Here is a 17391-nt window from a genome sequence, read left to right on the forward strand (position 1 = left end):
TGTCGACGGCATGACGATCACCGATGAGGACTGCCTCGCCGAGACCCTGGCGTTCAACGAGCAATTCGAGGCCGCTGCCGCGAACCGCCCGCCCCGCGAGCAAACACCGGACGCGACCGTGCTGGCGCGCCTGCGGCGTAACCGCCTCGGCGGCGACACACCACCCGTGAGGCTGCCGCATGGCCAAGACCGCGTCGTAGCTGGTGGGGTGGGGGTCCGGGTGTTCGTGCCAGGGCAGGTCGACGGCGTGTATCTGCACATACACGGAGGTGGCTGGGCGTTCGGCTCCGCGGACGGGCAGGATGAGCGGCTGTGGCGGCTGGCCGTGCAGGCGCGGCTGGCTGTCGTGAGCGTGGAGTACCGGCTGGCGCCGGAGCATCCGTTTCCCGCCGGGCCCGACGACTGTGAAGCGGCCGCCCGGTGGCTGGTGGGCCACGCCGCAGCGGAGTTCGGCACCGGGCGGCTGCTGATCGGCGGCGAATCAGCCGGCGCCCACCTGAGTGTCGTGACGCTGCTGCGCCTTCGCGACCGGCACGGCATCACGGGTGCGTTCCGGGCCGCGAACCTGCTCTTCGGCCCGTACGACCTGTCGATGACGCCGAGCCAGCGGTCGTTCGGCTCCAGGCGGCTGCTGAGCAATACGGACACGCTGCGGGGCAGCTATGAGCTGGTCACGCCCGAAATGGGGGCGGAACGGCGCCGCGACGCGGAGATCTCGCCGCTGTTCGCCGACCTGACCGGCTTGCCGCCCGCCCGTATGGTCGTCGGTACGGAGGATCCGCTGCTGGACGACTCTCTGTTTCTGTCCCAGCGGTGGCAGGCGGCGGGCGCGGCCGTGCAGCTGGGCGTCGTCGCCGGCGCGATGCACGGCTTCACCCTGTTCCCGCTGACCATCACCGAACGGGAGCAGGAGCGTCAGCGCGAGTTCCTGGCTACTGCGTGACGGTAGCGTCGGCCTCATGAACCGTACTGCCCGGCTCTATGCGCTGGTGGAAGAGTTGCGCGCGGCGGCGCCACGGCCGCTGACGGTCGCGGCGCTCGCCGCACGGTTCGAGGTCAGCACGCGCACGGTGCAGCGTGACCTCCAGGCGCTGATGGAGTCGGGTGTCCCGGTGCGCAACACGCCCGGGCGCGGCGGGGGCTGGACGGTCGACCCGGCGATGACTCTGCCGCCGATCCGCTTCACCTCCGATGAAGCCTGGGCGTTGGCCGCCGCGCTGGCCGCCGCCGAGACCGCCGCCCCCTACGCCGGGGCGGCCCGCACGGCGTACCAGAAGATCACGGCCTCGATGACCGGTCCCACCTCGGCGGCGGCCCGGGAACTGGCCGCACGGATCGTCGCGCTGCCGTCGCGGACCGACTCCGCGGTCCGCGCCGCGGTGGAACAGGCCGTCACCGACAACATGGTGCTGCGGCTGTCCTACGTCGATGCGGCAGGACGCGAAAGCGACCGCGTCGTGGAACCGGCCGGGCTGCTCACCGCCGACGGCCGGTGGTACCTCATCGCCTGGTGCCGCATACGGCGGGCCGGCCGGGGTTTCCGGCTGGACCGGATCGCGTCGGCGGCTCCGACCGGTGAGCAGGCGCGCCCCCATGACCTGGCCGAACTGCTGCTCGGCTCGGTCGCTGCCAGTGCGGTACGGCCCGCTGCGCTGGCCTCACTCACACCCCCGCCATGAGCGGTCGAAGCCACCACGCCGGGACCTCGATCACGAGCGGCGCGACGAGGCCCCCGCGCCGACCGCCGCCGAGCCGTGCACCGCGACCCCGGCGGGACGGCCCAGCTCCAGATACATCTTGACGTCGTCGAAGCGCTCGTCGCCGACGGCTATCCCGCTCGGCAGCCGCCCCCACTCCCGGAAGCCCAGGTCCTCGTACAGGGCGATCGCGCCGTGGTTGTTGCCGCGTACGCCCAGGAGCAGCAGCTCAAGACCGGCCGCGCGCACGTCGTCGATCAGCGCGGCCACCAGGAGCCGGCCGATGCCCCGGCCCCGGGCCTCGGGGTGGGTCATGACCTGCTGTAGCTCGGCGCTGTGCCGGTAGCTGGCCACGGAGGCGCGCCGCCGCCACAGCGCACAGCCCAGCACCTCACCCGGCCCGTCCGCCGCACTCGCCTCGGCCGCCAGGGCGAGCGCCGCGTCCCCGGCCCGTACGTCGGCCAGCACCCCGTCGAGCCAGGTGTCGGTCTCCGTGCGGCTGGGCGGCGCGAGGTAGCCGATGGCCCCGCCGGTCGCGCTGACGGCGTGGACCATACGGTGCGTCCTCGCGCGCAGCGCCTCGTCCAAGGCGGTCGGCCAGACCAGCTCGACGGGGTCGGTCATGTCGTGTGTTCCTCGCTTCCGTTCAGTCCGGGATCATCGTCCGGCAGGCGGCCCAGTGCACGCGGCCCATATTCGGCTTGAGCAGGGACGACAGATTGACCCATCCGTCGTCCACACTGATGTACTTGCCCTTGAGCACCAGGCCGTCGGGTGGGTCCAGGATGTAGTCCGGCATCATCTGCCCCGGCAGGAATTCATCCACCATCGGCGGATCCGGGTATCCGGAAATGATGCGGTTGGCGTCCCAGTTCGTCAGGAACTCGCCGTGATCGGAGTACACGGCGACGCTCGTGCCCTCGGGCATCTCGAACGTCGGCATGTCCGAATCAAGGCTGCCGTGGCCTGCGATCACTCGCTCGCCGTCCGCTCGTTCTCCGGGGAAGCCGTCCAGCAGGGGGCAGGCCGACAGCCCCAGGGGGTCGACCCGGCGGTGGGGGTTGGGGACGTAGGCGACGGGGTTGGGGGCGGGGGCGAGGCCGAGGGGGTCGGGGGTGAGGTAGCGGGCGGTGGTGGGGTCGTAGTAGCGGTGGTGGTTGTAGTGGAGGCCGCTTTCGGGGTCGTGGTACTGGCCGGGGAAGCGCAGGGGGGTGTGCGGCAGGCCGGTGGGGTCTTCTGTGGTGGTGCCCCACAGGGTGGTACGGGTCCGCCAGGCGATGTCGCCGGTCTCGTCGATGAGTTCGGTGGGGGTGCCGACGAGATCGGTGACGATGGCGAAGAACCGGTGGTCGATCTGGCGCCGGCTGGTCGCCTCGGTGACGCGTTCGGTCTGGGTCAGGGGGCGGAAGCCGTCGTGTTCCCACGTCAGTGTCATCGGATGGGGGTGGTCCGGTGTGGTGGTGGTCTGTTCGGCGAGGGTGGGGCCGTCCCAGGTGAAGGCGACTTGTTCGAGGACCGTTTCGCCGTCGTCGGCGAGGCGTTGTTTGGCGGTGCGGCGGCCGAGGGGGTCGTACAGGTAGCGCCAGTGGGCGCCGTCGGGGGTGGTGAGGGCGGTGAGGTGGTTCTCCGCGTCCCAGGTGTAGCGCCAGGCGTCGGGCTTGGCGGAGAGGCGGGTCTTCTGGCGGAGGGTGAGGCGGCCTGCGGTGTCGTGTTCGTAGCGGACGCGGCCGGCGCGGGTGATGCGGGTGCCGTTGTAGGTGCGGGGGCCGGTGGCTTCCGGGGTGGGGTGGTCGGTGGGCCAGGTGGCGTGGGTCTGGTTGCCCGCCTCGTCGTAGGCGTAGGTCTCCGTCCAGCCCTCGGCGCGGATGGTGGTGACCCGGCCCGCGTCGTCCAGGTCGAAGGTGCGGGGGCCGCTGAGCCGGTCGTGGATGGCGGTGAGGTGGCCGTCGGGGCGGTAGGTGTAGGCGCGGTGCTGCGCGATGTCGTCCGCCGGGCCGGTGGTCAGGGTCTGTTCGGACAGCCGTCCGGCGGGGTCCCAGATCTGCGCGAGTGAGGCGTTGGGCCCAAGTCGGCGGGCGGTTTCCCGGCCTGCCGCGTCATACGTGAAATCGAGGGTGTGGCCGCAGGTGGTCAGCGTGGTGCGGCGGCCCGCCGCGTCGTAGGCGAACGTGGACTTCGCGCCGGAGGGGGTGGTGCGGCGCACGGGGCGGCCCAGCGCGTCGTAGGCGTGGGTGAGGACGCGGTCGCCGACGACTTCCGCTACGGCTCGGCCCATCCGGTCCCGCCGGTACGTCAGCGCCACATTCGGGCCGACGGCCTCCACCAGCCGCCCCGCCGGGTCGTAGGTGAAGGTGGTCACCCGGCCGTCGGCGTCCTTCCCCACCAACCGGCCGCAGACGTCGTACGCGAGGCGGACGGTCTGGCCCAGGGGGTTGGTGCGGGAGACCAGTTGGCCGGCCGTGTCGTAGGCGTAGGTGAGGGTGCGGCCGTCGAAGTCCGTCTCGCTGAGCGGTCGGCCGGTCGGGTCGTAGGTGTACGTCCAGGTCAGGTCAGGGGGGCCGGTGACCTGGGTGAGGCGCAGCCGGGTGTCGTGCGTGAACTCGTAGCGGGTGCCGTCCGGGCCGGTCTGGGCGGCCAGCAGATCGAAGTGGGTGTACTCGTAGCGGGTCACGCCGCCACCCGCGTCCACGTATGTGGTGCGATTGCCCTCGCCGTCATACGTCCAGCGCTGCTCCGCGCCGTCCGGGGCGGTGCGCCGGGAGAGCTTGCCCTCCACCGTCCACTCCAGGTGGGTGGTGGCGCCGAGCGGGTCGGTGATGGTGGTGGGGCGGCCGAAGGCGTCGCGGTGGTAGGTGGTGGCCGCGCCCAGCGGGTCGGTGATCTCGACGGGGAGCCCGGCCGCGTCGCAGCGCACCCGCGTGGTGTCGCCGAGCGCGTTGGTGACCGAGGCCAGGTGGCCGTGCTGGTCGTAGGTGTAGTGGGTGGTGTGGCCCAATGGGTCGGTGGCGGTGGTGCGGTTGCCCCGCTCGTCGTATGTGTAACGCCAGGTGGCCCCGTCCGGCTGGATCACCTCCACCGGCAGGCCGAGGGCGTTGTACGTGGCGGTGCGCCGGGTACCGTCGGGGGCGGTCACCGCGACCGGTCGCTCGGCCGTGTCGTAGGTGTAGGCGGTGGTCCTGCCGAGGGCGTCGGTGCGGGACAGGATGCGGCCGTGGCGGTCCTGGCGGGTGCGGGTGGTGTGGCCGAGGGGATCGGTCACGGCGATGACCTGGCAGCGGTCGTTCACCAGATAGCGGGTGGCGTGGCCCTCGGGCGTGGTGACCGTGGTGACCCGGTGGCCGGTCCGCTCGTCCGTGGGACCGTAGTCGATCCGCACCGAGACATGTCCTTCGGTGCCGCCCTCGGCGATGCAGCGGTCGCGGTTGTCATAAACGAAGTCGTAGCGGCGGTCGTTGGTGTCGATCCAGGCGATCATCCGGCGCTCGGCGTCGTACTCGTACCGCATCGGCAGTCCGGAGGAGTTGGTGACGTGGGTGAGGTTGCCGTCGGTGTAGGCGTAGCGGATGAGCTGCTGGTCGGCGCCCGCGAGGTGCAGGGCGGTGATGCGGCCGTTCTCGGTGGTGATTTCGATGTGGTAGCCGCCGCTGTGGACGATCCCGGTGGGGGCGCCGTGGTGGTCGTATTCGAAGGTCAGGCGGTGGCCGTTACGGTCGCTGATCTCGGCCAGCGGTGCCTCGCCGTCGCCCCCGCCTTCCGGGCCGGTGAAGTACCAGGTGCGGCCGGTGTCCGGGTCGGTGAGCGTGTAGTCGCCCTCCACGGTCCGCTCCAGGGGCCACCTGGGGCCGGGTTCGGGCAGCGTCGGCAGGCCGGGGGCCGGGTGGGGGTACGACAGCAGCAGCCCGTCCTCGGCGACGAACACCACACCCCGCGCACCGATCTCCAGCCGCTGATCAGCCGTACTCGACCACATCGGCCCGAACCACCGGCCCGCCCGATACCCCGACTCCGCCCGCCGCACGAACACCAGCGGCAACGCCCCCGGCAACACCACATCCCGCTGCGGCAGAAACATCCGCCCCGTCGCCAGATCCACCGGATCCGTACCATCCGCGATCTTCGCCGCATCCGGCGTGGCGTGCGGCGCCGCGCCCTCCTTGGCCACCGTCTGAAGAGCAGGCCGCTCCGCCCTGGCCACCGTGGCGGGCAGCCGCTCGGCAGCCGTGACCGCCGCCTTCGCACCCCCCAGCCCCTTCGTCCCGATCAGCTCCGGCACCAGACGGCCAAGACCCTCCGACGGGTCCTTCTGGAAGGCGTCCCACATGCCCTTGAGCGCCGTGCCCGGGTCATTGGCCATCCGCACCAGACCAGCAGCGGTGTTGTTCAGGTTCGTGACGTACTGGGCGGGGTGGGTGATGTTGTACAGGTCCAGCGGGTTCACCTGCCGCACGAAGTTCAGCACCCCCGCCGTGCCCTTCACCACCCCACCCAGGAAATGGCTGGTGTCCAGCGCCATCCCCTGCAGCCCGTCCCCCACCTGCTGGGCATACGACGGCTTCTTCGGAGCCGCGTCCCGGGCCGCCTCCACCGCCGCCTTCGCCACCCCGTGCGCCTCGTTCCGCTGCCGCCGCGCCTCCGCCAACATCTCCTGCGCAGCCTTCACATCCGCAGCCCCCGGATCATGGAACGCACCCGGCTTCTCCGGCAGCGACGACGGATCCCGCTTATCGGCCGGAAGCGCGTTGTACGCGTCCGCCGCCTTGTTGTACGCACCGACCTTGTCGTTATGCGCCGAACGGGCATCCTCCGACGCCTTCTTGCCCTTCTTATAGCGCCGGATCGCCTCCTGGGCCTGACCCTGCGCCCACTCCACCGTCCCCGCGAACCGCTCCAGCGCCCCCGACGCCTTCTCACACGCGTCCGCCGCCGTGAACCACTTCTTCGGCTCGACCGACACGCTCTCCCGGAAGGCATCCGCCGCCTTCCCCTTCAACGACCGCGAACCCAGCCCCTGCAACCCCTTGCCCACATTGTTGAACGCGGTCGTGAAGTCCGTGAGATGGCCGGCCGTTGAGCGGAGTTTCGACGAACTGCCGTGGATCAGCTTCTTCGGATCCTCGCTCTCCCCCAGCTGCATCTCATCGACATCCGCCCCCAGCGCGTTCGCCGCCGAATCGGACTTGTCCCGGACCCAGTCCGCACCGCTGTTCCAACCGACGTCATCCAGCCGGTCCGCCGTCCAGTCCCCCGCGACATCGATCGCCCCACCGACGTCCTCGACCCGATCCTCGACCCAGTCCTCGACGCCGTCCGGAACGAAATCCCCAAGCCCCACGCGCAGTTACCCCCGTGCAACAGTCGCAGCGGCCTGTCCCGGCCGTTGATCCGCACCGTACCCGCCAACCGGAACATGGGGCACCGGGGGTCCGACGACTGGGTGCGTTCAGCCTGTTTCCGCCACTTCGACGGGGGTGCCCGACTCCTCGGGGACATGCCCGGTCTGCACCCGCCCTGTCCGCACCCGTCCGGTGTCTGCCCGTCCTGTGTTCCCCCGCCCGGCGTTCCCCCGTCCCCTCAGCCGCTGGTAGAGCAGCGCCGCACCGGCCACGCCGAGCGGCCACAGCAGATACCGGCCCGACATCACCAGCAGCGCAGCGACCGCGACGAGCGCCGCCAGCGCCGCCGCGCGGATCGCCCCGCGGCGGGGCAGCAGGCGCAGCGCGGCCGCGACGCCGATCGCGTACACGGTGACGAAGGACCCCGTGGTGAGCAGCACCAGGGGCCGGGCGTCCGTGTGGGCGGCGGTCACCACGAGCAGGCTGAGGAAGGCCAGCGACGAGACGAACCCGAGGCTGCGGCGCGGGATCTCGCCCGCGCTGCCGCCGCGTCCCAGCCACCCCGGCAGCGCTCCGTCCCGGCCGAGGGCCGCGCCGAGTTTGGCCGCGCCGGCGTAGTACGCGTTCATGGTGCCGAGGGTCAGCAGGAGCGCGGCCGCGGCGGCGAGCAGCCGGGCGTTGCCGCCCATGCCGCGGGCCATCAGCTCGCCCAGCGGGGCGTCGGCGTCGGCCGCACCCGTGCCGAGCACCGCGACGACGGCGAATGCCACGGCCAGATACAGCACCCCGACGATCACGACGGCGGCCGCGGTGGCCCGGGGCAGGTCCCGGGCCGGGTCGCGGAACTCCGCCGCCAGGTGGGTGATCGCCTCCCAGCCCGCGAAGCTCCACACCAGCAGCGCCGCCGCCGAGCCGATCGCGGCCCAGCCGTGCGGGGCGAACGGCTCGAGGTGTTCCGTACGCGCCTGCGGCAGGGACAGCGCGACGGCGCCCAGCAGCAGGGCGATCAGCAGCCCCGAGAGCGCGAGTTGCAGCCGCCCGGTCACCCGCAGCCCGGCGGTGTTGACGGCCGTGACGATGGCCATCAGCACCACCGCGGTGACCGTACGGGTCGCGGTCCCGCCGCCCACGGCGGCCTCGGTGTACGAGCCGGCGAACAGCGCGGCGGCGGATGCGCCCGGGGGCACCGCGAGGTAGAAGCACCAGCCGACCACCGCCGCGGTCCGCTCGCCGAAGGCGAGCCGGGCGTACGTGGACACGCCCCCGGCGTCGGGGTAGCGGGCGCCGAGCGCGGCGAAGGTGGCGGCCAGCGGCGCGGACACCACGACCAGGGCCAGCCAGGCCAGCAGCGAGGCGGGGCCCGCGGTCTCGGCCGCGAGCGCGGGCAGCGCGATGACGCCCGTGCCCAGGACCGCCCCTACGTACAGCGCGGTGCCCTGGAGCGCGGTGAGCCGCCCGGCGGGCGCGGGGCGGTGGGGTGACGATGGTGGCGGTGGTGGCGGTTCGCTCATGCCCGGTTCACTCATGCCCGGCAGCCTCGCCGATGCGGCCACCCGCCGACCATCGGCGGAAATGCCATGGTGCGCTAAATTCCCGCCATGGCCCGTCCCGCCGATACGCCCCGCCCCGCCGGAACTGTGAGTGACACACCGCGTTCCGCCGACACGCCCCGTCACATCGTCGCCGTCGCCGTGGCCGACGGCGCCCCCATCTTCGAGCTCGCCGTCCCCTGCGAGGTCTTCGGTATCGACCGCTCGGACATCGTCGACCCGTGGTACGAGCTGCGCCTGTGCGCCGCCGAGCCCGGCCCGCTGCGCACCTCGGCCGGCCTGGGCATCCCCACCCCGTACGGCCTCGACGACCTCGTCGAGGCGGACACCGTGGTGGTGGCCGCCTGTCCCCGGGCCGTCCAGCTGGCCCCGCCGCCCGAGCTGGTCACCGCGGTGCGCAAGGCCCATGAGCTGGGCCGGCGGATCGTCTCCATCTGCAGCGGCGCGTACGTCCTGGCCGCCGCCGGGCTGCTGGCGGACCGCCGGGCGACCACGCACTGGATGAACGCCGCGGACTTCGCCTTCCGCTTCCCGGAGGTCGACCTCGACCCCACGGCCCTGTACGTCGAGGACGGCTCCATCCTCACCTCGGCCGGCACCGGGGCCGCGATCGATCTGTGTCTGCATCTGGTGCGCCAGGACCATGGCGCGGCGGTGGCCAATGAGGTGGCCCGCCGGATGGTCGTACCGCCGCACCGGGAGGGCGGGCAGACGCAGTACGCGAAGCTCCCGGTCCGGCCGCGGACGGGCGGGGGCGAGGGTCTTGCGCCGGTGCTGCAGTGGGCGCGGGAGCGGCTGCACGAGCCGCTGACGGTGGCCGGGCTGGCCGCGGTGGCCCATATGAGCGAGCGCACCTTCGCGCGCCGCTTCCGCGACGCCCTCGGGACCACGCCGTTGCAGTGGATCCTTCAGGAGCGGGTGCGGCTGGCGCAGGAGTTGCTGGAGACCACCGACGATCCGGTGGAGAGCGTGGCGCGCCGCACCGGCTTCGGTACCGCGCCCAATCTGCGCCACCACTTCCGGCGGCTGACCAGCGTCTCGCCGCAGACCTACCGCCAGGTGTTCCGGTCCCGGTCGATGCCGCCCGGCGCGCCACGTTAGGCGCCACGTTCGGCACCATGGGAGTGACCGCGGGCATCCGAGGGTTCCAAGGGTTCCAAGGGTTCCAAGGGAGGAGCACACCGTGACCGAACGCAAGCCGCCCGGCATCAGCTTCGAGACCTGGGCCGACCGACAGATCCGCGAGGCGGAGGCGCGGGGCGACTTCGACGATCTGCCCGGGCGGGGCAAGCCGCTGCAGGGCCTGGACAGGCCGTACGACGCGATGTGGTGGGTCAAGGACAAAATGCGGCGCGAGGGCCTGTCCTACCTGCCCCCGGCGCTCGTGCTGCGCAAGGAGGCGGAGGACGCGCTGGACGCGGCGCACACGGCCGGCTCGGAGGCCGAGGTGCGGCGGATCCTGGCGGACATCAACGACAAGATCCGCGAGGCGCTGCGCCGGCCGCCCGAGGGCCCGCCGCTGAATCTGGTGCCGTTCGACGTGGACGGGGTCGTACGGCAGTGGCGCCAGAGCCGGACCGGCTGAGGCGGCCTGGCCCCAGTGTCGACTGGGGCCTGGCCACCTGGCTGGGCACTTCGCCCACCGCCTCGGCGGCATGTGCGCTTTCGCCCTGTGGGGCCCGCGCGCACAGCAGCTCCTGCTGGTCCGCGACCGTGCATCAAGCCGCTGTACTACTACCGTTCCTGAGCAGTGGTGTGAGCCCACGCACTGGCACGCCCCGAACGGTCTTGGGCGCACTGGTCCCCGGCGTACTCGGCCCCGGGGCAGCGACACGGATCCTGTCCGCGGTCCGATCCCGGGAGGCCAGTTCCCTGCGCGACCTGGCCTGTGGGCTCGGCCAGAGGCGACGGGGAGGCCCTGAACCATCACTCCGGTGGAGCAGGGGCCCCGCACGCTGGCACCGAACCCGGCGTCCCAGATCGCGACTTCACGCTACCCCGCCGCGCAGGGACCACCGCAACCCCGGAAGCCGACCATCACACGAACGAGCTACAACGACCTTCCGCGCACTCCTCGACCAGCAGCTGCCCACCCTCGACGGTGTGCTCTTCGGCTCCGAGCCCAAGGCCATCCTCGCCCACCCCGCCGTACGCCCCGCCGTCGACATCGACGGCCTGGCCGAGCTGCTGGCCTTCACCAAGACCCCGGGCCACGCGGTCTACCGGGGGATGTACGAGGTGCGCCCCGGCCATGTCGTACGCGTCCGCCGCCAGGGCCTGGCCGAACACCGCTACTGGCGCCTGGAGACCCGCGACCACCCCGACGACACCAACACCACCGTCCGCCGGGTGCGGGAGCTGCTGGACGACATCGTCGCCCGCCAGCTGATCGCCGATGTGCCCCTGTGCACCCTGCTGTCCGGCGGGCTCGACTCCTCCGCGATCACCGCGCTGGCCGCCCGGGGGCTGGCGGAGAACAAACAAGGGCCGGTGCGCTCGTTCGCGGTGGACTTCGTCGGCCAGACCGAGAACTTCAAGGCCGACGCGTTGCGCGCCACCCCCGACGGCCCCTACGCCCACGCGCTCGCCAAGCATGTGAACGCCGACCACCAGGACATCATCCTGGACACCGCCGCCCTGATGACCCCCGCCCACCGCCGCGCCACGCTGACCGCCCGCGATCTGCCGTTCGGCTCCGGCGAGAGCGACACCTCGCTGTATCTGCTCTTCAAGGCGATCCGCGACCGCTCCACGGTGGCCCTGTCCGGGGAGTCGGCCGACGAGGTCTTCGGCGGCTACTCCTGGTTCCACGATCCACGGGCGGTCGCCGCCGACGCCTTCCCCTGGCTCGCGGTGTTCCGCGACTTCGGCTTCACCGGCAGCCGTACCGGCGGCCGGGAGGCGCTGCTGCACCCGGGGCTGCTCGCCAAGGTGGACCTCGAGGCCTACCAGGCCGACCGCTACCGCGAGGCGCTGTCCGAGGTCCCGTACCGCGAGGGCGACTCGGCGACGGAGCGGCGGATGCGGGAGATCTGCTATCTGCACCTGACCCGCTTCGTCCAGTTCCTGCTGGACCGCAAGGACCGCGCGAGCATGGCGGTGGGCCTGGAGGTGCGGGTGCCCTTCTGCGACCACCGGCTGGTCGAGTACGTCTTCAACACCCCCTGGTCGATGAAGACCTTCGACGGCCGCGAGAAGTCCCTGCTGCGCGCCGCCACCCGCGATCTCCTCCCCGACTCCGTCGCCCAGCGCGTCAAGAGCCCGTACCCCAGCACCCAGGACCCCCGGTACGCCGACGCCATCCGGGCCGAGCTGCGCGAGCTGCTGGCCGACGACGACGCTCCGGTCCGCCCGCTGCTCGATATCGCCGCCGCCCGGCGCGCGGCGGACGCGGCGAGCCAGGACGCCCGGCAACCGATCGAAATGGTCCTCGGCCTGAATGCGTGGCTGCGCCAGTACGAGGTCGAGCTGACGCTCTGACCTACACTGCGCAACATGCCCTGACATTGCGTCAGGTATAGACCAAAACCCCCGGCCCGGCCGGGGGTTTCGCGTCTTGCCACTTGTGTCGAAACCGTGAAAGGCTCGGGCGGCCCCACAGTGGAACATCCCTCAACTCCGAGAAAAACACTGACCTCTTGGCCATCCTCTGCTCGGCCTGATAAGAGTGTTGCCCGGCGGGGGCGCCGTTTGTTTCGTCAGTGAGGAAACCACCTCCATGCCCCACGAGTCATCTCCTGACGCCATATCCGAGACCGCTCTGCTCTCCGAATACTGGGACGCGGTACTCGACTACGCGAACCTGTGCACCACCAGCCCGCAGAACGGAATGCGGCTGGCCACCGAGGCGTTCCGACGCGGCATCCGGGAGACCCGCACCTCGCGGACGCGGGCATGGGGGCCGCGTCTGCCCTGGCTCCCACTGCTCCTGAGCTCCGTACGGAAGACGGCCGCCGACTGGCAGGCCCGGCAGGCCGGCGACCGGCTCGACCCGGCCCTGCGCATCTGGCTGACCTCCGACCGGGCCAGACGCTACGCCACACCACGGCGGGAACAGCCGCTCGCGCTGCGCGGTTTATGCGATCTGCCGGAGGTCGACGCCGATCTGCTGTGGTCCGTCGAAGTAGAGTCGCAGTCCCTCACCACGGTGGCCCGTCGGCTGGGCTGGGACTCCGCCTACGCCGACGAGGAGATCGCCCGGGTCCGCGCCCGGTTCCGCGAGCTGTGCCAGCGCAACCACGTCGACACGCTCAACGACGAGGAGTGCCGCAGCTACGCCGGACTGCTGGACGCCGCGACCCGCTCACCGGACGCCGCCGCACCCGAGGACCTGTGGCAGCACCTCGCCCGCTGTGTGCACTGCAAGGAGGCCGCCGCCTGCCTGTATCTGCACGGCAGCGGGCTGCCCGGCGCCCTGGCCGGGGGCGTCCTCGGCTGGGGCGGGCTGCCCTACCTGGAGCGGCGGCGCAGGGTCGCGGCCGAGCACACCGGCGGCAAGCGGCTGCAGACGCTCGCGCGCAGCGTGGGGCCGCCGCTGTGGGACCGCGTCAAGGGGATACGGGGCGGGCGCGGGAAGTCCCGTACGGGGCGCGCGACCGGGGTGGCCGGGGCGGGCGTTGCGGCGGGGGCTGCGGGGGCTGCGGGGGCGGCCTCGGCGGCCCGTACGGCCCATGAGGCCCGTCATGCCCATGGGGCTCATGCGGGTCATGGGACTCATGGGGCCGACGCGCCGCGTATGGACGACACCTTCGACGCGTTCGACCCGTTCGGCACGGTCGCCGGTGCCCAGAACACGGCGCACACGGTCGACGGGTTCGAGACGTTCGACCCCTTCGGCACGACCGGTGCCACCGACCCGTTCGCCACCACCAGCACGGCCGACACCAGCACGGCCGACACGGCCGGTGCGGCCCGTACGACCGGCGCCTTCGGCGCCGCCGCCGCGGTCGGCGCGACGGCCACGACCGGGGTGATCGGCAGACACGGCGTGCCGAACCGGAGGCGGGGCGGCGGCGGGGGCCGGCGGCGCAGGCCCCGGAAGGGCGACAAGACGAGGGCGGCGGGGATCCTCGCGGTAGCCGCCGCGGTCTCCGTGATCGCCGTCATCGCGTACACCAGCACGGACGGAAGCCGGGACGACGGGCTCCCGCCCGACGGCGGCATGGGACCGGACACCATTCCGACGGTCGGCCCCACCCTCCCGTCCAAGGGCGCCCCCACCACCCAGTCGCCCCTCCCGCCCGCGTCCGACACGAGCGCCGTCGGCCACCAGCCCGGCCCGACGAAGTCCCCGGCCAAGACGCCGTCGCCGAGCGGTGGCTCGTCCCCGGACAAGCCGTCCAAGACGCATCCCCCGAAGCACGCCGAGCCCGTCGGGATCACCTGCACGGCCCGCTACAGCCTGGACAACCAGTGGCCCGACGGCTTCCAGGCGAAGGTCACCCTCACCCCCCGTAAGACGGTCCACGAGTGGCGGCTGAGCTGGGAGTTCGAGAACGGACAGCAGATCACCCAGATGTGGAACGGCGAATTCGTCCAGCACGGGCGCAAGGTGACCGTCACCCCGGCCGACTACAACGAGACCGCCCGCGGCGGGGAGGCCCTTGAGGTGGGCTTCCTCGGCTCCTGGGACGCCGGAAACGCCGCGCCCACCGACCTCGCACTCAACGGGCGCCGCTGCGACACGCCGTAGGCGGCGTCGGCCTTCCCCAGCACCGCCCTCAGCACCGCCCCCACAACGCACGTGTGGCGTGCACATGGTGTGCACGCCACACAAACGTCGCTCTCCTTGAAGTCGCCTACTTGAAGCGGACGACCTGCGGGTCGTGGTCGCTGCTCTGGTCGGAGAACTCGGCGTTGATGTGGACGACGTCGTACTCGGGCTTCTTGATGGCGGGCGAGACCAGGATGTGGTCCAGCGTCTGCGCGTTGCCTTGTACACGTAGCTGTACCGCTCGCCGGCCGGAAGTGTGTTGATCAGGTCCGTGAGAAGTCGGCCGCGTTGTTGTCGGTGTCGTGGAACCCGGCGTCGCGCGAGACAGGGGTGGTGTTGCCCGCACCGGTGGCGGGGGCGGACTCGCGGACCACGGCGGTGCCGAAGCCGGCCAGGTCCTCGATGGTGCCGTCCGCCGCGCAGTCCTCGGCGGTCAGGCAGGTGAGCGCGGTGGTCGAGTGGACCAGCGCCACGGTGCCGCTGGTCGCCGACACGGCGATGGTGCCGGTGGCGTCGGGGGTCGGCAGGGCGGTGTCGCCGCCGGAGCCCTTGGCCTCCTGGACCAGGTAGGTGCCGCCCGCGGGGATGTTGCCGGTGAGCGGGGTCACCTGCCACTTGGTGGAGGAACTGGGCGAACCGCTCAGGTACTGGACGGACCAGCCGCTCAGGTCGAACGGCCCGGTGCCGGAGTTGCCCAGCTCGATGAAGTCATGGGTGAGGGACGCGCCCGAGTTGCCGCCGCCTCCGTAGACCTCGGAGATGACGGCGTCCGCGGACGGCGTGGCCTGGGCGGTGAGGGGGAGGGCGATGAGCGATCCGACGAGACCGACGGGAAGCGCTACGAGGACGGCCGCCTTGAGCGGCAAACGTTGCGTGAAAACGCCGGTTCGACGCCGGTTCCTGAAGGCGCCGAGCGCCCTCAGGAATGGTCCTGGAGCTCGATCCGCTCGCCGGGCTTCAGCAGGTGCAGCCGCTCCGTCAGACCCGCCGCCTCGAAGGCGTCGACCAGCGTGTCGGCGCCCTGCGTAAAATGCCCCCAGTGCTCGAAGTGCAGCGGCACGACATGCCGCGCGCCAAGGATCTCCACCGCCTGGGCCGCCTGATCGCTGGGCAGGGTCAGAAAGCCCCCGGGAACCAGCGGGGTCGAGGCGGCTCCCGCGAACAGCAGGGCCACATCCACCGGACCCATCCGCTCGGCGATCGCGCGCACCACGTCCAGCGAGGCGTTGTCGCCGCTCACGTACACCGTCGGCAGCCCGCCCCCCGACACCACGAAACCGGTCACCTCGCCGACCAGATGCTCGGTGCCGTCCGGGCCGTGCTGGGCCGGGACGCCCGTGATCCGCAGCGTGCCGCCGGCCGGGCGCGGCAGTTCGAAGGTCTCCCAGTTCGGCAGCGCCGTTACGGTCGCGCCCAGCCGCTCCCGCGCGGACGCCGTGGAGAGCACCAGGTCCGCGTGGTCGAGATAGGCGCGGCCCGCCCGGTCGAGGTTGTCCGGGTGCTGGTCGTGCGAGAGCAGCACCGCGTCGACGGGGCCGAGGCCGGAGGTCGCGACGGCCGGGCCCGCGGTCTTGACGAGCTTGCGCTCGCCGATGGGATAGTCCCCGGGCGGGTCGAAGGTCGGATCGGTCAGCAGTCGTACGCCACCGATGTCGAGGGTCGCGGTGGGCCCTCCCAGATAGCGCACGGCCAAGGCCCCTGGAGAAATCGACTCGCTCATCGCTGTGTCCCGCTGCCTCTCACTGTGACGGTGCCGCTCACCATGACGGCCCTGTCCATGATCGTAGGCACAGCGTGAATCCGGCCCAATCCCCCCCCATTGGTTCCGGGCCCGAATGCGTTGTCAACTGGCACACGGGCCCCGCCGAGATGGTGTCGGCGGCCCATGAGCAGGGCCGGTGCGTATCACCCGCCCTGGTGACACCTTCCTGCCGACCCGCATCAAGCCCGGCATCACAGGTCGGGTGGCCGGGAACCTTCCGACGGAAAGGAAACAATGAGTGAAATTCCAGGGAACGGACAGTCAGCAGACATGCGTCTCGGAGTGCTCGACATCGGTTCCCAGTCGGCCCATCTCGGTATCGCCGACCTCACGCCGGGCGGTCCGCCCGAGCCGGTGACCTCGCTCAAACGGCCGGTGCGGCTGGCGGAGTCCACCGACCGGCAGGGCGTGATCGAGCAGGAGGCGATCAAGCGGGTGGTCGCCGCGGTGACCGAGGCCGCGGCGGTCGCCGAGGCCCACGGCGTGGACACGATGGTGCCGTTCGCCACCTCCGCGATCCGCGACGCCGCCAACCGGCCGACCGTACTCGCCGAGGTCGAGGACGCGACCGGGATCCGGCTGACGTTCATGACCGGCGAGGAGGAGGCGCGGCTCACCTTCCTCGCGGCGCGCGGCTGGTACGGCTGGTCGGCCGGGGAGATGCTGCTGCTCGACATCGGCGGCGGCTCCCTGGAGCTCGCCTGCGGCAGCCGCGCCGAGCCCGCCGTCGCCCTGTCCGTACCGCTGGGCGCCGGGCGGCTGACCCGCCATCATCTGCCCGAGACCGGGCCGGTGAAGAAGGGGGACGTCAAGGCGCTGCGCCAGTTCGTACGGTCCGTCATCAGCGAGACGGCCGAGGGGCTGCGCGACCAGCCCGAGCCACGGACGCACGTCGGCAGCTCCAGGACCTTCGCCCAGCTGGCCCGGCTGACCGGCGCGCCGAAGGCCAAGGCCGGGCCGTACGCCGAACGGGTCCTGGACCGGGACCGGCTGGCGGCCTGGGTGCCCCGGCTGGCCGCCAGGAGCGCGGCCGAGCGCGCCCGGCTGCGCGGCATCTCCGCCGCCCGCGCCCACCAGGCCCTGGCCGGTGCGGTCGTCGCGGAGGCCGCGATGGACGTCCTGGGCATCGAACAGCTGCGGATCTGCCCCTGGGCGCTGCGCGAAGGGGTCCTGCTGGACCGGCTCCGGGAGCTGGAGACACACCCGGTCCCCAACCTTTCACGCGAGGTCGCGGGCGTCCCCGTGGGCGCGTCCGTCATGGCTCTGCCGACAGCCCGCGGCCGGTACGGGTCCGGGCGGCTCCAGACCGCCACCATTCCCTGGACCTGAGCCGCGC

11 protein-coding genes and 1 pseudogene are annotated in these 17391 nt (G+C 72.1%); 7 read left to right on the forward strand and 5 right to left on the reverse strand.

All coding sequences use genetic code 11. The features are described 5' to 3' along the window. The first annotated feature begins 10 nt into the window (after positions 1–10). Together ACH4U7_RS29050 and ACH4U7_RS29055 are read left to right on the forward strand one after the other, a co-directional pair. Positions 11–943 (forward strand): alpha/beta hydrolase, encoded by a 933-nt coding sequence (locus ACH4U7_RS29050; RefSeq protein WP_398530772.1) that lies wholly within the window; start codon positions 11–13, stop codon positions 941–943. A gap of 16 nt (positions 944–959) precedes the next feature. Further along, a complete protein-coding gene (locus ACH4U7_RS29055; protein ID WP_398530773.1) occupies positions 960–1679 on the forward strand; it encodes a helix-turn-helix transcriptional regulator in 720 nt (239 codons plus the stop codon). A 30-nt stretch (positions 1680–1709) separates the two neighbouring features. Here the strand turns inward: ACH4U7_RS29055 and ACH4U7_RS29060 are convergent, their stop codons facing one another. The 3 genes from ACH4U7_RS29060 to ACH4U7_RS29070 all read right to left on the reverse strand — a co-directional run bounded on the left by ACH4U7_RS29060 (position 1710) and on the right by ACH4U7_RS29070 (position 8556). After that, on the reverse strand, positions 1710–2321 hold the full coding sequence (locus ACH4U7_RS29060) for a GNAT family N-acetyltransferase (RefSeq protein WP_398530774.1): 612 nt from the start codon (positions 2319–2321) through the stop codon (positions 1710–1712). A 22-nt stretch (positions 2322–2343) separates the two neighbouring features. Beyond that, positions 2344–7029 (reverse strand): putative T7SS-secreted protein, encoded by a 4686-nt coding sequence (locus tag ACH4U7_RS29065; RefSeq protein ID WP_398530775.1) that lies wholly within the window; start codon positions 7027–7029, stop codon positions 2344–2346. 108 nt (positions 7030–7137) lie between these two features. Then, complete coding sequence (locus tag ACH4U7_RS29070; protein WP_398530776.1) at positions 7138–8556, reverse strand: APC family permease; 1419 nt, start codon at positions 8554–8556, stop codon at positions 7138–7140. A gap of 72 nt (positions 8557–8628) precedes the next feature. Here ACH4U7_RS29070 and ACH4U7_RS29075 point away from each other — a divergent pair, with 72 nt between their 5' ends. The 4 genes and pseudogenes from ACH4U7_RS29075 to ACH4U7_RS29090 all read left to right on the forward strand — a co-directional run bounded on the left by ACH4U7_RS29075 (position 8629) and on the right by ACH4U7_RS29090 (position 14272). Further along, on the forward strand, positions 8629–9681 hold the full coding sequence (locus ACH4U7_RS29075; protein WP_398530777.1) for a GlxA family transcriptional regulator: 1053 nt from the start codon (positions 8629–8631) through the stop codon (positions 9679–9681). Positions 9682–9763: 82 nt separating this feature from the next. Next, a complete protein-coding gene (locus ACH4U7_RS29080; protein ID WP_398530778.1) occupies positions 9764–10165 on the forward strand; it encodes a DUF1992 domain-containing protein in 402 nt (133 codons plus the stop codon). 503 nt (positions 10166–10668) lie between these two features. Further along, a pseudogene (gene asnB, locus ACH4U7_RS29085) lies at positions 10669–12060 on the forward strand (asparagine synthase (glutamine-hydrolyzing)); the annotation flags it as partial. Between the two features lie 238 nt (positions 12061–12298). After that, the gene (locus ACH4U7_RS29090; RefSeq protein WP_398530779.1) at positions 12299–14272 is read left to right on the forward strand and encodes a cellulose binding domain-containing protein; all 1974 of its coding nucleotides are present in this window, start codon (positions 12299–12301) and stop codon (positions 14270–14272) included. 284 nt (positions 14273–14556) lie between these two features. Here the strand turns inward: ACH4U7_RS29090 and ACH4U7_RS29095 are convergent, their stop codons facing one another. Both ACH4U7_RS29095 and ACH4U7_RS29100 read right to left on the reverse strand, forming a co-directional pair. Then, complete coding sequence (locus ACH4U7_RS29095; RefSeq protein WP_398530780.1) at positions 14557–15159, reverse strand: lamin tail domain-containing protein; 603 nt, start codon at positions 15157–15159, stop codon at positions 14557–14559. A gap of 53 nt (positions 15160–15212) precedes the next feature. Then, the gene (locus ACH4U7_RS29100; protein ID WP_398530781.1) at positions 15213–16013 is read right to left on the reverse strand and encodes an MBL fold metallo-hydrolase; all 801 of its coding nucleotides are present in this window, start codon (positions 16011–16013) and stop codon (positions 15213–15215) included. Positions 16014–16325: 312 nt separating this feature from the next. On the opposite strand from ACH4U7_RS29100, the gene ACH4U7_RS29105 reads away from it, so the two are divergent. Then, complete coding sequence (locus ACH4U7_RS29105; protein ID WP_398530782.1) at positions 16326–17384, forward strand: Ppx/GppA phosphatase family protein; 1059 nt, start codon at positions 16326–16328, stop codon at positions 17382–17384. The last annotated feature ends 7 nt before the right edge of the window (positions 17385–17391 follow it).

The sequence above is a fragment of the Streptomyces sp. NPDC020845 genome (genome assembly GCF_044334165.1).
GTDB lineage: Bacteria > Actinomycetota > Actinomycetes > Streptomycetales > Streptomycetaceae > Streptomyces.